Consider the following 16,543-nt stretch of genomic DNA (forward strand, 5'->3'; position numbering starts at 1 on the left):
GGGTTTCAAGAGTGTCTGCTCCCTGCGCTGGCATGATCCAGATCAGGTTCGACGGTCGAAGCTTGGAGAAGCTCCCTCTCAGCCCGGCTCACCGGACTCCCGTGTTCGCCACCCAGTCTAATCATCAATAGGCTCGGCGTATGGACTTCCGCATCTTCACTGAACCTCAGAACGGCGCCAGCTACACCGATCAGCTTCTTCTTGCGCAAGCCGCAGAGAAGCTCGGTTTCAACGGCTACTTCCGTTCTGACCACTACGTGACTATGGACGACCGCAACGGCGGGCTGCCTGGTCCAACGGACTCCTGGACGACCCTTGCGGGGCTGGCGCGCGAAACCTCGACGATTCGTCTGGGCACGCTCGTCTCCTCCGCAACCTTTCGGCATCCGGGAATCTTGGCGATTCAGGTAGCTCAAGTCGACGACATGTCGGGCGGCCGCGTGGAGCTCGGGCTCGGCACCGGCTGGTTCGAACGCGAACATGCTGCGTACGGCATCCCGTTCCCGGCGAAGCGGTTCGGCATGCTCGAAGAACAGCTCGACGTGATCACGGGCATCTGGGCCACAGAACCGGGAAAGACCTTCTCCTATGAGGGCAAGCACTACCAACTGAGCCAGTCGCCCGCGCTGCCGAAGCCCGTGCAGAACCCTCTGCCGATCATCATCGGCGGCAGTGGTCCAAGCCGTACGCCGGCGCTCACCGCCAAGTTTGCGACCGAGTACAACGCTGGCTTCGCCACCATTGCGCCGCTCACGGAGCGCATCAACCGCGTGCGTGCCGCGTGCGAGCACTTCGACCGCGACCCCGCCACGCTCGTGCTTTCCATCGCCGGCACGACTGCTGTCGGCGCCACCGAAGCTCAGATCGAGACGCGTGCTACCGCAGCCAACGCAACTCCCGCCGACCTGCGTCTTGGCGGCTTCGCGGGAACTGCCAGCGAAGTCGTCGACAAGATTTCAGAGCTGCAGGCACTCGGGTTCACTCGCGTGTACTTCCAGATCATGGACTTCCACGATCTCGACCAGCTCGACTTCCTCGCTCGCGAGGTCGTGCCGCAACTCGACTAAGCGCGCTCGGCGCTAGGAATCCTGATCGACCGTGACAAAGTCGATGAGGTGTTCAACGCGCCCCAAGAGCGCTGGCTCAAGGTCACCGAAGTTGGTGACCTTCGACAGAATGAACTGCCACGCGCGGGCGATATCGGCTTGGTCTTCGTGCGGCCAGCCGAATGCTTCGCAGATTCCGTGCTTCCACTCGATCGTGCGCGGCACCGATGGCCACGCAGCGATTCCGAGGCTTTGCGGCTTCACGGCCTGCCAGACATCGACGAATGGATGACCGACCACGAGCGCGTACTGGCCGTACTTGCCGCGCCCCACAGCATCCGCAATTCGACTCTCCTTCGAGCCAGGAACAAGGTGATCGACCAAGATTCCCAACTTGCGGTCGGAGGTGGGTGCAAAGTCGGCGACGATCTTCTCGAGGTCGTCGATGCCGCCCAAGAATTCGACGACGACACCTTCGGCGCGCAGGTCATCACCCCACACTTTTTCGACGAGTTCCGCATCGTGGCGGCCTTCGACATAGATGCGACTCGCGAGCGCGGTGCGGGCACGCTGCTCGGGGGCCGCAAACGACCCTGAGGCTGTCTTACGGGCGGCGGCGGCGGCCTTCGGCGCGGGCTTGACGAGCTCCACTGCCACGCCGTCGATGAGATAGCCGCTGCCGAGAGGGAACGCGCGAGCGGAGCCCCGACGGTCTTCGAGCTCCATGAGCCCATTGGCGAAACCCACCAGGGCACCTACGTAACCGTCAGCGATTACCTCGACAACCATCCCGGATTCGATCGGAACCTTCGGCAGCACTGCTGGCCCGCGCTTGATAGAGAAACCAGCGAGAACGTCGTGGGAATAGCGGTCGTCAGTCACCGATCGAGGTTAAGCGGTGCCGCCGCGTTGCTGGCGGAGGCGCGACGGGAGCTCGCAAGGTTCGTCGACGGTTGCGCGAATGCTGCTGCCGGGCGTTGCGCATGCTCTCGCCAGAGCGCGATGCCCACGGCGGAAGAAACACCGATCCCGGAACCGATAGCCGCGAGCAGAATGTCAACGACATCCGCGTAGCCGACGGGCATCCACACCGTCTGGGCGGCTTCGAGCCACGCTGCGGCAACGATGCTGAAGGCGAGTGCTGCCCACCAACGGCGACGGCCGAACATGCCAACCAAGAAAATACCAACGGGGATAAACGCAACGGTGGTCCAGATCCAGAAGCGACCGTTACTGCCCGGAGCGATCACGAAAGCGAGACTCGCCAGGGCGGCGAAGTAGAGCGCTGCGGCTAACGCAACGGCAAATCTCGATCGGAACATACCAGCCATTGTCACAAGCGCATCTTTGCGCCAGTTGTGAGAAGGGTGGAAGCAGGATGTGAACAGCGCCATTTATGGCAACGATTCGGTAACTGCACTTCCCTAGCTAGCCGCGAGCCGCTCCACTTCACGCGCAATGGGCGGCAAAACCCGACGCATGTAACGCCCCCACCACAGGCGAATGATCAGCCACACGATCCAGCTTCGCCCCGGCTTCGCGAAGAAGGTATAGCTCCAGCGGATGCGCGAACCGGTCGAGCGGTCATCGAAGCGCCATTCTGCTCGAGCCCCCGAAACGAGCAGGCCAAAAAGCTTCTGGAAGTCGCTGAGTTCGTAAGCAAAAAGTTCGGGAGAATCCGCGTTGGTAATCGTCTCAACCACGTGACCACCATCGGAGAGCACGAGGCGTCGGGTGTGACCGACAGCATCCCACGGTCCGGACTGCTCGAGCACAGTGACGACCGCCGGCAAGGGGCCGAAGCGAGGATAAAACTGCGCAGGGTCAAGCGGTCCCGAGTAGTCGTAGGACTGGCGGGCGCTCGCTCGTGTGCGGGCCTGCGCGGTTGCCGTCACCCCACGACGGCCGGTGCTGGTCATGCTGACCCCCACGATCCAGGGCCAGACGAACCGGCCTCGTACTCCTCCAAAGGAACCTGATTAGTGCGGAATGCCTCGAGCACGGGAGCGACAATTCGCCAGCACTGTTCAGCGACATCTCCGCGCACCGACAACACCGGATCCCCCTCAACGAGAGATGCAATCACTTCGCCGTAGGCACTCATGGCCGGGGCGCCGAGGGTGGTCGTGAGTTGCGTGCGGTCGAGCGTGAACGGATCGCCAGCGCCATTCACGATGAGATCGAGTTCGAGCGTTGCCGGCTTGATTGAAATAGTGAGCTTCGCAGGATCTTCGCTGCCCGTGAGGCCGTAGGGAAGGTGCGGAACCGGCGCGAAAGTAATCACGATGTCTTGACGGGCATTGCCGATGGCCTTGCCCGAGCGCAACACAAACGGCACACCAGCCCAACGCCAGTTATCGATCTCAAACGTGACCTCAGCCAGAGTCTCCGTGCCGAAATCAGGGTTCACGCCCTTCTCGTCAACGTACGAGGGAAGGCTGCGGTCGCCGATCGTGCCCGCGGTGTAGCGCGCACGGCGAGCGCACGTGCCGTCGATACTCTGCACGCGCGTTGCTCGCAGCACCTGAGCCATCGACCCCCGCAAGTCTTCTGAGCTCACACTCGCCGGTGGTTCCATCGCAGTAAGCGCCATCACCAACAGCAAGTGGCTTTGGATCATGTCGACCACAGCGCCGGCGCGGTCGTAATAGCCAGCCCGACCTTCGAGCGCGAGCGCCTCATCAAAAATTAGCTCGACCTTTGCCACATTAGGTGCGGCCAAGAGCGGCTCGAAGACACGGTTAGCGAACCGCAAACCGATAAGGTTCAGCACCGTCGACTTGCCCAAGAAATGGTCAACCCGGAAAACCTGCTGCTCTGGCACGATCGTCTGCAACACGCGGTTCAGATCACGAGCGCTGGCCTCATCGCTTCCGAAGGGCTTCTCAAGGGCAAGCACAATCCCCTCGGGCAAATCAATGGTCGCCAACACCGAAACAACCTGATGGGCGACCGCCGGAGGCAAGGCAAAATACAACGCCACACGGCCGGTAGCCGACTCGATCACGTCGCGCACTTGTTGCGCGTCAGTGACGTCGGCCTGCACGTAGTGCGCTGCACTGGCCACGGCGTCAGCAGCGGGCGAAGCCTGAGCCGCAAACGATGTCGCGACGCGCTTCTGCCAGGCCGCGTCATCCATTTCTTGACGATCCACGCCAATAAGAGTGAGTTTTTGCGCTTCGCCACCGCCCAGATATGACGCAAGGCCGGGCAAGAGTAAGCGCGACGTGAGGTCTCCGCCTGCTCCGAGGATGATCAGTGTTTCAATCCGTGCCGTCATCATGCACTCTCTGCTCGATACTGCTGAAACTCGAACGACTACTTTTCGTTGCTGCCAGTATCCCCATCGACGCTCGGTGGTTGCTGAGTCGGAACGGCGGTCGCGGATGCCGTGGCTGTGACACCAGCAAATGTGGACGCTGATCCACGACGCGACCATGCCATCCACCACCAGACCAGGGCGCCGGCAATGGCGGAGCCGAGGATACCGACAACGGGGCCGAGAAGAACAGTGCCACCAACAGCAGAGTCGGTGACATTCGCCGCGATCGTGAGATAGGCCACAAAGAGGGGGACATCGAGCAACGCAACGATGCCGAGGGACTGGAAGGTGACCTGCCACGGTTTGCGAACGCCGCCGCGCTTGAGCAAGAACATGCTCGCGAATGCAGCGAGCACCACCAAGAGAAGCGCAACGATGCCGATCACGATGATCACGGTGCCGATCACACTGCCCGCACCGCTCACCACGTCACGCACCGCCGGCACATCGCCAAAGAGACCGCTCACTCCCGCTGCGGTGCCACCAACGAGCAGGGTGAGTCCCCCGCCGAGGGCGACGAAGCCGAGCATGAGCCAACCCACAGAGAAGAAGGCGTGGGCAACCGCTCCCGCAACAAGAGAATGGCCCCGCTGTGCACTGGTTAGTTGCGCTTTTTGCATGGTTCGACGTTAGCGCAGCGGTGCGACGAACGTGGAAAATCGGCGCAATCGGGTGCACAACGTGAGAATCAGTCTTGACACCAAAACGCGGGTGATTTGGGCGCTTCGCGGGACAAGCGGGTGTGGGAGTCGCTACGGTTTGGAATATGAAATCGTGGAGGGACGCGCTCAACGCCGAGCAGCAGGCTGACGTTGATCGAATTCTCGACTCTGCGCTCAATGTGGCACGAAGCCATTTGGGCCATGCGAGTGAGTTCATGACGTTCGCGCTGATGACGGATGGCAGCGGCCGGGTGCTTGAAATGACTGCTGACGAAGCGTTGAAGAAGAAGCACCTAGATGCCGAGAAACTGATTGCGCAAACCGTGACTCAGCTGCGCCAGATGGCGGCCATTTCTCGCTGCAGCGCCATCGTCTCGAACACGAGAATTGCGTCGCTCAAGTCCGACGCCATTGAAGTGAGAATCGAGCACAAAGCGGGCGCAGCGCTCATGGTTTTGCTCCCGTATACGCGAGCCAGATTCACGGGTGCCCTGACTTTCGGCGATCTCAAGCTGTATTCGCACACCGCTGAAGTCTGGGTATAACCAGAGAAATTTCGCCACCCGCGGAAGTATTTTGAGGCCGCGTGCGTTACTAGAGGCATGAACAAGCGAATTGTCGCGGTCATTGTTGCTCTTGCCGTCGTTGTTATTGCAGCAGTCTGGATCGTCTCAGCCCAGAACTCGAACGGCTCTAGCGAGTCGCCAGCCGCTGACAGCGCAGCTCAAAGTTCGGAGAGTTCAAACGACTCCGGCGCCGAGACCGACGACGCTGTTGCCATCGAGAACGATGGCGGCGGTGATTACGTCGACTACAGCCCCTCGGCCATTGCGGATGCCGATGGTCGCGTCATCCTGTTCTTCCACGCCACGTGGTGCCCCCAGTGCGTCTCCGCCGACGGCGACATCAAGGCGTCGGGCGTTCCCTCTGGAATCACGATCGTGAAGGTCGACTACGACACCAACCAGGATCTACGTGCCGAATACGGCGTTACCCAGCAGACCACGTTCGTTGAGGTCGATGCTGACGGCGAGAAAGTGCAAGACAACTTTGTGGCGTACGCCGACCCTTCGTTGAACGCCGTTCTCACCGCCCTCGGTTAAGCCCCGATGCTTAGCCTGATTCTGCTCTCGTTTGTGGCGGGAGTTCTGACGGTTGCTGCGCCCTGCGTGCTGCCGCTGTTGCCGGTCATCGTGGGTGGCTCGATCGCGCGCACCAGCAGCGATTCGACCGTGGCCGAACGCCAATGGTTCCGTCCCGTCGTTATCGCGACAAGCTTGGCCGGTTCAGTGATTATCTTTACGCTGCTGCTCAAGGCCACGACGGCACTGTTGGGGATCCCCCAACTGGTCTGGCAGATTGTTGCCGGCGGCATCCTCATCATCTTCGGACTCACGCTAGTGTTCCCGGCGCTGTGGGAACGATTCATGCTCGCCACCGGCATCCAGAACCGGGCGAACGCTGTCATGAACCGCTCGTATTCACGCGGCGGTCTTGGCGGCGATGTGATGCTTGGTGCCGCGCTCGGCCCGACCTTCAGCAGCTGTTCCCCCACCTATGCGCTCATCTTGGCCACCGTCTTGCCTGTCTCGTTTGCCGAGGGACTGCTCTACATCGTGGTGTATGCCATCGGTCTCGCCGTCGCGCTCCTCATGATCGCGTTTCTCGGTCAGGCATTCGCTCGCAAGCTCGGCTGGCTCGCCAACCCCAACGGTGTCTTCAAGCGCGTGATCGGCATCATTCTGCTGGTGGTTGGTCTCGCGGTAATTCTGGGCCTCGACAAGCAGTTCCAGAGCTACGTGCTCGAGCAGGGCTGGTACGACCCGATTCAACGGTTCGAAGAGAGCATTACCGGCTAGTCGCTCGGAGAGTAGGCTTCGGTGACCGTTATCGACCGGAGGTTGTCATGGTTCCCGAAATTAACTACATCGCCGTCATCCTGGCGACGCTATCGAGCATGATCGTCGGCACTATCTGGTATTCCCCGCGCGTATTTGGCAACTACTGGATGAAGGCGGCCAACGTCACCCCCAGCGGCAACACTGCGGATGCCGTTCGACCCATTGTGGTCACCGTCATCGTGAGTTTCTTCACGGCTTGGATTCTTGCCGGCGCCGCGTTCATCGCCTCTGACTTTTACGGCGGAAGCTTCTTTCTCAACACGGTCTTGACCAGCATCGTGTTGTGGGGCGGATTCACCGCGGCACGTTTCATTACTCATGACCAGTTCGATGGGCGCCCCAACGGCCTCACCGTGTTGAATGTGAGCCACGAGTTCGTGACGATTGTGGTCATGGCCATCATCATCGGGGTGTGGCCCGCCTAACTGCGCTCTGGCGCTGCAGCGGCCCCCACGCGCGCTGCAGTTCGTTAGATGAGCTGGATCGACACCTGCACCGTGTCACCGAGCTCTAAACCCTCAGCGCGGCGCACAGCGGCCTTCACGGGGAGAAAGAAGCTGTCTTCCACGCTGCTGTTCGGAAAGATCGACGTCGACCACGTGGTTGCACCAATAGTGACCTCTACCGCGACGGCACCGAACCCCCGCGGCGGTGACGGGATCTCTTTAACGTCGGCCCCGACATCCGGTGGCACCTGCACAAAGTACACGCTGGGCTTTGACGACCACGGGGTGATCTCAGACGTGAACTCGAACTCGGGCTTCATGCTTTGAGCGTACTCGCCAGTCTGCAGTCGCGACGTTGGCGAGAAGCAGACGAGCTACTGCTCGACGGACTTCACAAAGGCGACCGTCGAGTCGAATGCAGAGCGAGCATCCTCAAAATCAAGGTGGAACTGGTACTCGTGCGGCAACTGCGCGGAGTGATTGTCCGCGTAAAACACGCGTGTGGTGTCGACCCCGAGAGTGTCGAGGGCGTCAGCGAAGGCCACCGACTGCGACGGGGTGAGCGGATCAGCGTTGCCGCCAGAGATCCACGTGCTCGGAAAGTCAGCAGTGACATCGTCAATGACCGACATCTCGTCGCCACCGGGCTGATCAGACCAGTCCTTGTCGCCGATGTACGCCCATAACGCGATGCGGAAACCCCAACCGCCAAGCCCCGGAGCATTGGGGATGCCGCTGACGTCATAGATGCCGCAATTGAGGATGACCCCGCTCAGTTGGTCAGCGCTCAGGGTTGGCGTGAGCCCGAGCGTCGTCGCATAGCTGGGGTTCGTGATGGCGGTGGCGAGTTGGGCACTGAGCTGCGAACCAGCAGAGTCTCCCGCAAACACGATGTTGTCGGGATCGATCTGCAGGCGCACAGCATTGTCGACGAGATAGCCCATCGCGTCGTTCAGCTGAGTGAGCGCCGTGGGGTAGATCGCATCGGGCGCCACCGTGTAGTTCACCGCGACAACAGTGAATCCCTCGGCGGCCAGATTGCGGGCGTAGGGGGTGATGTTCGACTTGTCGCCCGAGATCCAGGCACCGCCATGAATCCAGACGACGGTAGTGAGGGGACCGGATGACGCAGCGGGAGAATAGACATCGAGCGAGGTCTCCGCGCCCGCATCGCCGTACACCTCATCCAGCGTCGCGGTGAGGGGAACAGTGGTGGCGTGGCCTTCCATCTCGGCGACAACCTTGGAGGCATCGGCCTCGAACATCGCCCGGATGAGCAGTGCTGCGGGCCAGGGGCTCAGCGTCCAGACGAGAGCAGCAGCAATACCGAGAGACAAAGCGACTAAGCCGATCTGACTCGAGCGACGTTTAATCCAGGGACGTGGCTCGGTTGTGCGGCTCATATCTCCAGCGTAGGGGGCGTGCTGAAGCTGGCGGCGCGAAACGGTCTACCCCGTTCGGGGCGGGATTGTGCGGTTGTGCTGGCTGGCAGTGCGGGCTTTAACCGGCACGGGAGTTAAAAAAACTCGACCGGTAGCCTGAGCTACCGGTCGAGCATGTCAGAGGGCATCATCATGGGGTGCCCTTAGCCTTTGACCACCTGAGTGGTGATTGAGGTCGGGTTCGCGAACAGGTCGAGTACGGGGCAGTGGGCGTCGACTGCGTCACGCAACTCGTCGTAACGTTCCTGCGACTCTGGACCGGTGATGGTCGCGAAGAGACGGATGGCGCCGAAGCCGTTGCGCACGTTCTCGTCGATTCCGAAGAGGCCGCGAACATCGAGGTCACCCTCAGCCTTGACCGAGATGTCATCTACTTGGATGTCGAGCGCCTGAGCGTAGAGACGGAAGACGACTACCTGACAGGCGATCAGCGCGCCAAGAGCAATCTCAACGGGGCTGGCGGCAACATCATCCCCGGCGAGTCCCTCGGGCTCGTCGATGTGGAAGACATGCTTTCCTGCCTTGAGTACGGTGCCGACAGAGCCGACCCCCTTGCCGGTGACGGCGTACGTGAGTTCGGCTGCGGCTGGCTTGGCGGCAATTCGCGAGTTCCAGGCAGCGCCGGCAGCGGTGAGTCGGGCTGCACGGTCGGCAGCGAGATCAATGGTCGTGGTTTCATTCGTGAGAAGTGTCATGCGGCGACGGTAATCGCAATCCGCGGCGGTCGCGAGAGCACGCCGTAACAGACCGAAACAGTGCTTAACAAAGAGATTTATTACGTGCGAACTCGCAGCGCGACCGGCACCGAAGCGATTGCCACTACCGTCGCCAAACCGAGTGCGGCTACGAAGCCCGCCCCGTCCACGAGCCCGCCGACGCCAGCGAAGACGAGACCGCTGAAGGCGATCGCAATGGCGCCACCAGCGGCATCCGAGATCGAGAGCGCAGCACTATTGAAACCTTGGTCTCGAGCGCTGGAATGACTGAGCACGAGGGTCGAGAGCCGCGGAAAGGTGATGCCCATTCCGGCGCCAGCGACGAGCCAGCCGATCGCGGCGACCCACAACGAGAGCATGAAATACGCGGTGATGAACTGGGTGGCGATGCCGAAGCTGAGCAAGAGAGCGCCCGCGACCACCACGCGCCCATGAGAAACAGATTCCGGAAGGCGGCCCTGCAGCGCTGAGCCCACCGCCCACGAGACCGCGCCGACGGTGAGGATGAGACCGGCCGCCCAGGCGGGCAGACCGTAACGTTCGTTCAGCAAGTACGGCAGATAGACCTCGGTCGAGAAGAAGGCGGCGGCAAAGAAGCCGCGCAACACGATCGTGGCGGGCAGCCCGCGCCGGAAGCTCAACGAACCTGTCGGCAGCAATGGCCGCAGCGCAATGATGACGATCACGAACGCTCCCCCGGCCAGCGGCCACGCGAGCGCCCCGTCGCGTTCACCACCGAGGCTGATGCCCATCACCGCCAGCGCCGCAACGATCGCCCACACCACAGCGCGGCCGCCCGACGACTTCTCGGCGGGCACCACCGGCTGACTCATCAGAATGCGAATCGCAGGCAGAATCGCGGATGCCGCCGCCAGCACCAGAAACACGACACCAAAGAACACCCAGTGCCAACTGATCTGCTCAGCAACGACTCCCGCAAGAGGTGGGCCGATCAACGAGGGCAACACCCACGCGGAAGCGAAGAGCCCGAAGATTTTCGGATGCAGCGCCGCCGGATACAACCGGGCGACAACCACATAGAGCGAAACGATGAGGGCTCCGGAGCCGAGGCCCTGCAGAAAGCGGCCGGCGATGAAAATGCCCATCGTTCCGGCGAAGCCTGCCGCCAGCAGCCCCAGGGTGAAAACCACCATTGCCGCGATCAACGGCTTGGCTGGCCCCGTGCGATCAGACCATTGACCGGCAAGCACCATTCCGATCACGCTCGCTGCCAGCGTGCTGGAAAACGCGACCGAATAGAGCGCTTGGCCATTCAGATCACGACTGATCGTCGGCATGATCGTAGTAACCGCGAGCGTTTCAAAAGCGCCCAAGAAGATCAGGGCGAACGCCCCGATCGTTGTCCATCGCAGGTGCGCAGAAAAAATGCTCGTGGGTACAGAAATGGGGCCAGTTGTTGCGCCCACGGGGATGTTGCGTGTCATGGTGTTGAGCTCTTCAGTAGTACGAAGCTACTGCAGACGGAACGGATGGTTCCTCGTCGGTGCGGCGGATAATCACGCGCTCACACTGGCGGCTGCGGTGCCATTCCAGTGTATGCCGCCCGCGCTCCAAATCAAACAAATTTGACTAACTTTGGATGCGGGCGCGACTGCGCGTGCGACTAAGAAATCTCGACGACCGTGCCCTGCCCCAACTCGTCAGCATCGGCATCCGTGACAACCGCAAAAACACCGGTCGGGATGCCGGGAAGGTTCGCCACACGATTGGCGACGCCGGTGAGCGTCGACTCGTCGGCACCCGTGATCACGATGACGTAAGCGTCGTTGAACACGTCGCCCTCTTCGACAACGAAAATCTCGCCGCCCTCTTCGAGCTCGTTCGTGAACTCCACGAGCGATTCGATCCACGGGAACCGCGACTCGCCCTCGGCCGCATTGGCGTCGGGGGTAAGCGGTACGTGGATTTCGACAACGAGTTCAGCAGAATCAGACATGACCACAACGGTACTGCCTGCAGCCGACAAGCGCTGCTCGTGTTATTCGGCGGAAGCGCGCTCCAAGACAAGTTCACGCACGCGAGCGGCGTCAGCCTGACCCTTCATTGCCTTCATGACTGCGCCGATAACTGCGCCGGCCGCCTGAACCTTGCCATCGCGAATCTTCGCAAGAACATCAGGCTGAGCGGCAAGCGCCTCATCGATCGCCGCAATGAGCGGGCCGTCATCCGAGACGAGCTTGAGTCCACGACTCTCGACAACCTCGGCAGGAGTACCCTCGCCAGCAATGACACCCTCGAGAACCTGGCGGGCCAGACTGTCGTTGAGAACACCATCGTTGATGAGCGTGACGAGAGCCGCGACATCCGCGGGGGTAATCAACGAGCTGGGGTCTGCACTCTGGATGTTGGCCAGTCGCGCAATCTCGCCTGTCCACCACTTGCGAGCCTGAGCCGCCGTCGTGCCAGCCTCGATAGTCGCTTCGATTTCGCTGAAGAGGCCCGCGTTATTAACATCGCGGAACTCAAGATCGGTGAAGCCCCAGGCCGCCTGAAGTCGACGACGACGCTCTGCCGGAGGCTCAGGAAGTGCCGCGCGCAGCTCTTCGATCAATGCGAGCGACGGCTCAACCGGTAGAAGGTCAGGCTCCGGGAAGTAACGGTAGTCATCAGCATCGCTCTTCGGGCGACCAGCGCTCGTGACGCCGGTGTCTTCGTGCCAGTGGCGCGTCTCCTGAGTGATCGTGCCACCCTTCTGAAGAATGGCCGCCTGACGCTGGATTTCGTAACGAACCGCGCGCTCGACGCTGCGCATCGAGTTCACGTTCTTGGTTTCGGTGCGCGTTCCGAGCTTTCCGGAGCCGCGCGGGCTCAACGAAATGTTCGCGTCACAGCGCAAGTTGCCGCGCTCCATACGGGCTTCAGAGATACCGAGCGAACGAACGATGTCACGAATAGCCGAAACGTAGGCCTTGCCGACCTCGGGAGCATCCGCTTCGGTGCCCGTGATCATGTGCGTGACGATCTCGACGAGGGGAACGCCAGCACGGTTGTAATCGACGAGCGAATACTCGGCACCCTGGATGCGACCAGTGGCGCCACCCACGTGCGTGAGCTTGCCGGCGTCTTCTTCCATGTGAGCGCGCTCGATCGGAATCGTGATCGTGCGACCGCTCTCGAGCTCAATGTCGACAGAACCCTCGAACGCGATCGGCTCATCAAACTGGCTGATCTGGTAGTTCTTCGCCAGGTCGGGGTAGAAATAGTTCTTGCGGGCAAAGCGCGAACTCGGCGCAATCTGGCAGCCGAGCGCAAGGCCGAGAGAGATCGAATACTTGATCGCCTCTTCGTTGACGACAGGCAAGCTGCCGGGCAAGCCGAGATCCACCGGAGTGATCATGGTGTTCGGTTCGCCGTGCTCAGCACCGGATGCTGCCGGGTTCGGAGCATCCGAGAACATCTTGGTCTGGGTATTCAACTCGACGTGCACCTCGAAACCGAGCGTCGGCTCAAATAGTTCGAGTGCTTTGTCGTAGTCCATCAATTCAGCTTTAGCCACCCGATGATTGTACGTGGCGCAACGGCACCGTATCGGTACCCGGTTCGAGCGGCGCGGATGCTGGCGCCAAAATTGGTTCATCGTCGTCGCTCGGAATAGCTTCAGCCTCAATCGTGAAGTCGCTGAACTCCTCGGATTTCTCGGAGCGAACGAAGGCGATTCCCGCCAAAATGAGTGCTCCCCCGATGAACTGCATGATCGACAGGTTCTCGCCGATCAGCAACCACGCGTAGATCGCTGCCGTGACGACCTCGAGCAATCCGACGAAAGACGCGAGGCGGGAACCGAGCATTTCGCTCGCCATAATGCTCGTCGAATACGCAATACCGGTCGCGACGATACCCACGATGAGCAGCGGAACCCACCACGGAGCCACAATGCCCAGCACCGTGACATCCACCATCGGCATATCGAACGGCACAATGCCGACGAGGCCGACAAGCCCGAGAATGATGCCTCCGATGAGCAACCCGGCCGAGGCAAGAGCCACCGCCGGAAGGCCTTCGCTCGTGCGCGCAGCAACGACGTAATACACGGCGGCGCCGATAGCAGCGCAGGCGCCGAACATGATTCCGAGTGGATCAAGGGCCCCGGAACCCTCTGGGGAGACCACGAGGATGAGCCCGCCGAGGGCGACGACGGAACCGATGAGCACAACGGCCTTAGGCGTGCGCCGCGACGTGACCCACGAAAAGGCAACCAGCAGCAACGGCGCCATGTATTCGAGAAGAATCGCGATGCCGACCGGGATGCGTTCGATCGCCGCAAAGTAGACCAACTGGGTTCCTGAAACGCCAATGATGGCCATCAGGAGGATGCGACTGCGCGCGTACCACAGGGCGATCCAGCGACCTTTGAGCGCCAGGATCGCGAACGGAGCGAGCACGGCGCCACCGATAAGCACGCGAAGCGTTACGGCGGCGGCTGGGCTCCACCCGGCTTCGAGGACTGGTTTTACGAGCGCTCCGGAGAGCCCAAAACTAGCGGCGGCAACAAGGGCAATAAGCAAACCGAGAGTTGTGGATGAGCGTTTCATGGGCGACTACTTTGAACGAGATTGACGAGTATTTCTGCTGACGCTAGTCTCGAAACAAATAAGGAGTCAAATTGCATTTTGCCCCTGACACCGTGGAGAGTCTCGAGTTTGCCGTTCTGCTCGGAAATACGCACAAACTCGCGAGCAGATCGGGCGCCGACGAGCTCTCGACGGCCGATCACGTGCACGCTCTCATCATGCAGTTCCGGTTCAGCGGGCGCATCGACCGCGACAACAACGAAGTCGTCGAAGTGCGCGCCGTTCGCGACCGCATCCGTGAGGTCTGGAAGTTGACCCGCGACGATGCCGCCGTCGAAATCAACGCGATGCTCGCCGAAGCAAAGGCGCTGCCCTTCCTAGCGCGGCACGGCGACTTTGATTGGCACCTGCACGCCAACGACCCCGAAGCACCCCTCGCCGAGCGCATTCAGGCCGAAGTGGGCCTTGCGCTCGTCGACGTTGTGCGCTCCGACGCCATGTGGCGCTTACGACGCTGCCAAGCCCCCGATTGCGAAGGCCTCATGGCCGATCTGTCACGCAACGGCTCACGCCGGTTCTGCAGCATCCGTTGTGGAAACCGGATGAATCAAATCGCCTACCGCGAGCGGCAAGCCGCAGGCAACTAGCCGAGCGACGGAACCTGACTCGGCAGGGTGTGACCCCACTGCTGCTCAAGCAAGCGCTCAAGTGTCGCGCCAACTTCGTAGAGTCGAGCATCGCCGCGAGCCGGAGCCATGATTTGGAAACCGGTCGGCAGACCATCCTCAGGAGCGAGCCCCATCGGGAGCCCCATGCCGGGGATGCCGGCAAGGTTCGCCGGAATGGTCGTCACATCGTTGAGGTACATCGCCATCGGGTCTTCGAGCTTCTCACCGAGCTTGAACGCGGTGGTGGGCGCTGAGGGCGAGACGAGAACGTCAGCCTTCTCGAAGGCCGCAGCGAAGTCGCGCTGGATGAGTGTGCGAACCTTCTGTGCACTGCCGTAGTACGCGTCGTAGTAACCAGCGCTGAGGGCATAGGTACCGAGGATGATGCGGCGCTTGACCTCGGCGCCGAAACCGGCCTCGCGAGTTGCTGCCATCACGTCTTCGACGGTTCCGCCACCCTCGGGCGTGACGCGGAGGCCGAAGCGCACCGAGTCAAACTTGGCGAGGTTGCTTGACGCCTCGGCGGGGAGGATGAGGTAGTAGGCCTCAACGGCGTACTCAAAGTGCGGAGCATCCACTTCAACGATCTCGGCACCGAAATCAGTGAGCAACTGCAGTGCTTCGTGGAAGCGCTGCGAGACGCCCGCTTGGAAGCCGGGGCTGTCGAGCTGCTTGATGACACCAACACGAACGCCCTTGAGGCTTTCGGCAGCAGCACCGGCACGCGCGGCGGCAGCAAACGACGGCCACTGCTCGTTGAGCGACGTGGAGTCGCGCGGGTCCCAGCCACCAATGACATCGTGAAGCAACGCCGAATCGAGAACGGTGCGCGAGACGGGGCCGACCTGGTCGAGCGACGAAGCCAACGCGATCGCGCCGTAGCGCGATACTCCGCCGTAGGTGGGCTTGACGCCAACAGAACCCGTCACGGATGCCGGCTGGCGGATCGATCCACCGGTGTCGGAACCGAGGGCAAGCGGAGCCTCAAACGCAGACACTGCCGCGGCCGAACCACCACCGGAACCACCAGGGATCCGGTCGAGATCCCACGGGTTATGAGTCGGACCATACGCCGAGTGCTCGGTCGACGAGCCCATGGCGAACTCATCCATGTTGGTCTTGCCGAGCGGAATCAGGCCAGCCGCACGCAACTTCGCAACGGGTGTTGCGTCGTAGGGCGGAACCCAGCCTTCAAGAATTTTGGACCCAGCAGTGGTGGGCATATCGATTGTGCACAGCACGTCTTTGACGGCAACGGGCACACCGGCGAGTTCGCCAAGCGACTCCCCTGCCGCGCGACGCTCGTCGATGCGCTTGGCATTGGCCAGAGCATCCGCCGACACGTGCAGGAACGCGTGGACCTTGTCATCGACGGCAGCGATGCGGTCGAGATGCGCCTGGGTTGCTTCAACCGACGACACATCGCCCGAACTCAGCTTGGTTGCCAAGTCGGATGCCGACATGCGGGTGAGGTCGTTCAGATCTGCCATTACTGCTCTTCTCCCAGAATCGCGCTAACCGCAAAACGTGAACCATCGTGCTCGGGTGCTCCGGCCAGGGCCTGCTCTGTGGTGAGCGTGACGCCGGGAACATCGGCACGGAAAACATTGCTCAGCGGAATCGGGTGGCTTGTTGCGGGAACATCGTCGGTAGCGACCTCGCTGACCTTGGCCACAGAATCGACAATTGCGCCGAGCTCGCCAGTGAGCTTCTCGATTTCGTCAGCGGTGAGGGCGATACGGGCGAGCGAGGCGAGGTGCGAAACAACCTCGCTGGTGATCGCACCAGGATTGGTGTCAGTCATGGAG

20 protein-coding genes and 1 riboswitch are annotated in these 16,543 nt (G+C 61.5%); of the genes, 6 read left to right on the forward strand and 14 right to left on the reverse strand.

Annotated features, from left to right (window positions below; all coding sequences use genetic code 11):
* Nucleotides 1-5: 5 nt before the first annotated feature.
* Nucleotides 6-114: riboswitch (TPP riboswitch) on the reverse strand.
* Nucleotides 115-140: 26 nt separating this feature from the next.
* Nucleotides 141-1,067, forward strand: a complete 927-nt coding sequence (locus I6E81_RS03470; protein ID WP_197106000.1) for an LLM class F420-dependent oxidoreductase — start codon at nucleotides 141-143, stop codon at nucleotides 1,065-1,067.
* 12 nt (nucleotides 1,068-1,079) lie between these two features.
* Here the strand turns inward: I6E81_RS03470 and I6E81_RS03475 are convergent, their stop codons facing one another.
* The 5 genes from I6E81_RS03475 to I6E81_RS03495 all read right to left on the reverse strand — a co-directional run bounded on the left by I6E81_RS03475 (nucleotide 1,080) and on the right by I6E81_RS03495 (nucleotide 4,988).
* Entirely contained in the window at nucleotides 1,080-1,928 is an 849-nt protein-coding gene (locus tag I6E81_RS03475; RefSeq protein WP_197106001.1) for a DUF3097 domain-containing protein, read from the reverse strand.
* Entirely contained in the window at nucleotides 1,925-2,368 is a 444-nt protein-coding gene (locus I6E81_RS03480) for a VanZ family protein (protein ID WP_197106002.1), read from the reverse strand. Before I6E81_RS03480 ends, I6E81_RS03475 begins: the two co-directional genes overlap by 4 nt.
* Nucleotides 2,369-2,470: 102 nt before the next feature.
* Nucleotides 2,471-2,965, reverse strand: a complete 495-nt coding sequence (locus I6E81_RS03485; RefSeq protein ID WP_197106003.1) for an SRPBCC family protein — start codon at nucleotides 2,963-2,965, stop codon at nucleotides 2,471-2,473.
* Nucleotides 2,962-4,329 carry a glucose-6-phosphate dehydrogenase gene (locus I6E81_RS03490; protein ID WP_306790136.1) on the reverse strand — a complete coding sequence of 456 codons (1,368 nt, stop codon included), beginning with the start codon at nucleotides 4,327-4,329 and terminating at the stop codon, nucleotides 2,962-2,964. The genes I6E81_RS03485 and I6E81_RS03490 overlap by 4 nt, the downstream gene beginning before the upstream one ends.
* A gap of 35 nt (nucleotides 4,330-4,364) precedes the next feature.
* Entirely contained in the window at nucleotides 4,365-4,988 is a 624-nt protein-coding gene (locus I6E81_RS03495) for a hypothetical protein (RefSeq protein WP_197106004.1), read from the reverse strand.
* Between the two features lie 146 nt (nucleotides 4,989-5,134).
* On the opposite strand from I6E81_RS03495, the gene I6E81_RS03500 reads away from it, so the two are divergent.
* Genes I6E81_RS03500 through I6E81_RS03515 form a run of 4 tightly spaced genes read left to right on the forward strand, consistent with a single transcriptional unit; the run spans nucleotide 5,135 to nucleotide 7,356 of the window.
* A complete protein-coding gene (locus I6E81_RS03500; RefSeq protein WP_197106005.1) occupies nucleotides 5,135-5,575 on the forward strand; it encodes a hypothetical protein in 441 nt (146 codons plus the stop codon).
* 57 nt (nucleotides 5,576-5,632) lie between these two features.
* A complete protein-coding gene (locus I6E81_RS03505; RefSeq protein ID WP_197106006.1) occupies nucleotides 5,633-6,133 on the forward strand; it encodes a thioredoxin family protein in 501 nt (166 codons plus the stop codon).
* A gap of 6 nt (nucleotides 6,134-6,139) precedes the next feature.
* Nucleotides 6,140-6,889, forward strand: a complete 750-nt coding sequence (locus I6E81_RS03510; protein WP_197106007.1) for a cytochrome c biogenesis CcdA family protein — start codon at nucleotides 6,140-6,142, stop codon at nucleotides 6,887-6,889.
* A 47-nt stretch (nucleotides 6,890-6,936) separates the two neighbouring features.
* Nucleotides 6,937-7,356, forward strand: a complete 420-nt coding sequence (locus I6E81_RS03515; RefSeq protein ID WP_197106008.1) for a DUF1761 domain-containing protein — start codon at nucleotides 6,937-6,939, stop codon at nucleotides 7,354-7,356.
* Nucleotides 7,357-7,400: 44 nt separating this feature from the next.
* On the opposite strand, the gene I6E81_RS03520 is transcribed toward I6E81_RS03515, so the two are convergent.
* From I6E81_RS03520 to I6E81_RS03550, 7 genes are all read right to left on the reverse strand, one after another.
* Nucleotides 7,401-7,697 (reverse strand): DUF1905 domain-containing protein, encoded by a 297-nt coding sequence (locus tag I6E81_RS03520; protein ID WP_197106009.1) that lies wholly within the window; start codon nucleotides 7,695-7,697, stop codon nucleotides 7,401-7,403.
* Between the two features lie 54 nt (nucleotides 7,698-7,751).
* On the reverse strand, nucleotides 7,752-8,780 hold the full coding sequence (locus I6E81_RS03525) for an alpha/beta hydrolase (RefSeq protein WP_197106010.1): 1,029 nt from the start codon (nucleotides 8,778-8,780) through the stop codon (nucleotides 7,752-7,754).
* A 182-nt stretch (nucleotides 8,781-8,962) separates the two neighbouring features.
* Nucleotides 8,963-9,514, reverse strand: a complete 552-nt coding sequence (locus I6E81_RS03530) for an OsmC family protein (protein ID WP_197106011.1) — start codon at nucleotides 9,512-9,514, stop codon at nucleotides 8,963-8,965.
* 80 nt (nucleotides 9,515-9,594) lie between these two features.
* Complete coding sequence (locus tag I6E81_RS03535; protein WP_197106012.1) at nucleotides 9,595-10,980, reverse strand: MFS transporter; 1,386 nt, start codon at nucleotides 10,978-10,980, stop codon at nucleotides 9,595-9,597.
* 179 nt (nucleotides 10,981-11,159) lie between these two features.
* A complete protein-coding gene (locus I6E81_RS03540; protein ID WP_231599668.1) occupies nucleotides 11,160-11,492 on the reverse strand; it encodes a glutamyl-tRNA amidotransferase in 333 nt (110 codons plus the stop codon).
* Nucleotides 11,493-11,534: 42 nt separating this feature from the next.
* Entirely contained in the window at nucleotides 11,535-13,052 is a 1,518-nt protein-coding gene (gene gatB / locus I6E81_RS03545; RefSeq protein ID WP_197106014.1) for an Asp-tRNA(Asn)/Glu-tRNA(Gln) amidotransferase subunit GatB, read from the reverse strand.
* Nucleotides 13,045-14,088 carry a DMT family transporter gene (locus I6E81_RS03550; protein ID WP_197106015.1) on the reverse strand — a complete coding sequence of 348 codons (1,044 nt, stop codon included), beginning with the start codon at nucleotides 14,086-14,088 and terminating at the stop codon, nucleotides 13,045-13,047. Before I6E81_RS03550 ends, gatB begins: the two co-directional genes overlap by 8 nt.
* Nucleotides 14,089-14,159: 71 nt before the next feature.
* On the opposite strand from I6E81_RS03550, the gene I6E81_RS03555 reads away from it, so the two are divergent.
* Nucleotides 14,160-14,714 (forward strand): CGNR zinc finger domain-containing protein, encoded by a 555-nt coding sequence (locus I6E81_RS03555; RefSeq protein WP_197106016.1) that lies wholly within the window; start codon nucleotides 14,160-14,162, stop codon nucleotides 14,712-14,714.
* Here the strand turns inward: I6E81_RS03555 and gatA are convergent.
* Together gatA and gatC are read right to left on the reverse strand one after the other, a co-directional pair.
* Nucleotides 14,711-16,225: an Asp-tRNA(Asn)/Glu-tRNA(Gln) amidotransferase subunit GatA gene (gene gatA, locus I6E81_RS03560; protein WP_231603852.1), complete on the reverse strand. Its 1,515-nt coding sequence runs from the start codon at nucleotides 16,223-16,225 to the stop codon at nucleotides 14,711-14,713. The two genes, I6E81_RS03555 and gatA, sit on opposite strands and share 4 nt — an antisense overlap.
* The gene (gene gatC, locus I6E81_RS03565) at nucleotides 16,225-16,539 is read right to left on the reverse strand and encodes an Asp-tRNA(Asn)/Glu-tRNA(Gln) amidotransferase subunit GatC (RefSeq protein WP_197106017.1); all 315 of its coding nucleotides are present in this window, start codon (nucleotides 16,537-16,539) and stop codon (nucleotides 16,225-16,227) included. Before gatC ends, gatA begins: the two co-directional genes overlap by 1 nt.
* Nucleotides 16,540-16,543: the final 4 nt, after the last annotated feature.

The organism is Salinibacterium sp. NG22 (assembly GCF_015864925.1).
GTDB lineage: Bacteria > Actinomycetota > Actinomycetes > Actinomycetales > Microbacteriaceae > Rhodoglobus.

Coding starts and splice junctions, on each gene's coding strand:
- I6E81_RS03470 (WP_197106000.1), top strand. CDS start 141: ATGGACTTCCGCATCTTCACTGAACCTCAGAACGGCGCCAGCTACACC.
- I6E81_RS03480 (WP_197106002.1), bottom strand. CDS start 2,368: ATGTTCCGATCGAGATTTGCCGTTGCGTTAGCCGCAGCGCTCTACTTC.
- I6E81_RS03485 (WP_197106003.1), bottom strand. CDS start 2,965: ATGACCAGCACCGGCCGTCGTGGGGTGACGGCAACCGCGCAGGCCCGC.
- I6E81_RS03490 (WP_306790136.1), bottom strand. CDS start 4,329: ATGATGACGGCACGGATTGAAACACTGATCATCCTCGGAGCAGGCGGA.
- I6E81_RS03495 (WP_197106004.1), bottom strand. CDS start 4,988: ATGCAAAAAGCGCAACTAACCAGTGCACAGCGGGGCCATTCTCTTGTT.
- I6E81_RS03500 (WP_197106005.1), top strand. CDS start 5,135: ATGAAATCGTGGAGGGACGCGCTCAACGCCGAGCAGCAGGCTGACGTT.
- I6E81_RS03505 (WP_197106006.1), top strand. CDS start 5,633: ATGAACAAGCGAATTGTCGCGGTCATTGTTGCTCTTGCCGTCGTTGTT.
- I6E81_RS03510 (WP_197106007.1), top strand. CDS start 6,140: ATGCTTAGCCTGATTCTGCTCTCGTTTGTGGCGGGAGTTCTGACGGTT.
- I6E81_RS03515 (WP_197106008.1), top strand. CDS start 6,937: ATGGTTCCCGAAATTAACTACATCGCCGTCATCCTGGCGACGCTATCG.
- I6E81_RS03520 (WP_197106009.1), bottom strand. CDS start 7,697: ATGAAGCCCGAGTTCGAGTTCACGTCTGAGATCACCCCGTGGTCGTCA.
- I6E81_RS03525 (WP_197106010.1), bottom strand. CDS start 8,780: ATGAGCCGCACAACCGAGCCACGTCCCTGGATTAAACGTCGCTCGAGT.
- I6E81_RS03530 (WP_197106011.1), bottom strand. CDS start 9,514: ATGACACTTCTCACGAATGAAACCACGACCATTGATCTCGCTGCCGAC.
- I6E81_RS03535 (WP_197106012.1), bottom strand. CDS start 10,980: ATGACACGCAACATCCCCGTGGGCGCAACAACTGGCCCCATTTCTGTA.
- I6E81_RS03540 (WP_231599668.1), bottom strand. CDS start 11,492: ATGTCTGATTCTGCTGAACTCGTTGTCGAAATCCACGTACCGCTTACC.
- I6E81_RS03550 (WP_197106015.1), bottom strand. CDS start 14,088: ATGAAACGCTCATCCACAACTCTCGGTTTGCTTATTGCCCTTGTTGCC.
- gatA (WP_231603852.1), bottom strand. CDS start 16,225: ATGGCAGATCTGAACGACCTCACCCGCATGTCGGCATCCGACTTGGCA.
- gatC (WP_197106017.1), bottom strand. CDS start 16,539: ATGACTGACACCAATCCTGGTGCGATCACCAGCGAGGTTGTTTCGCAC.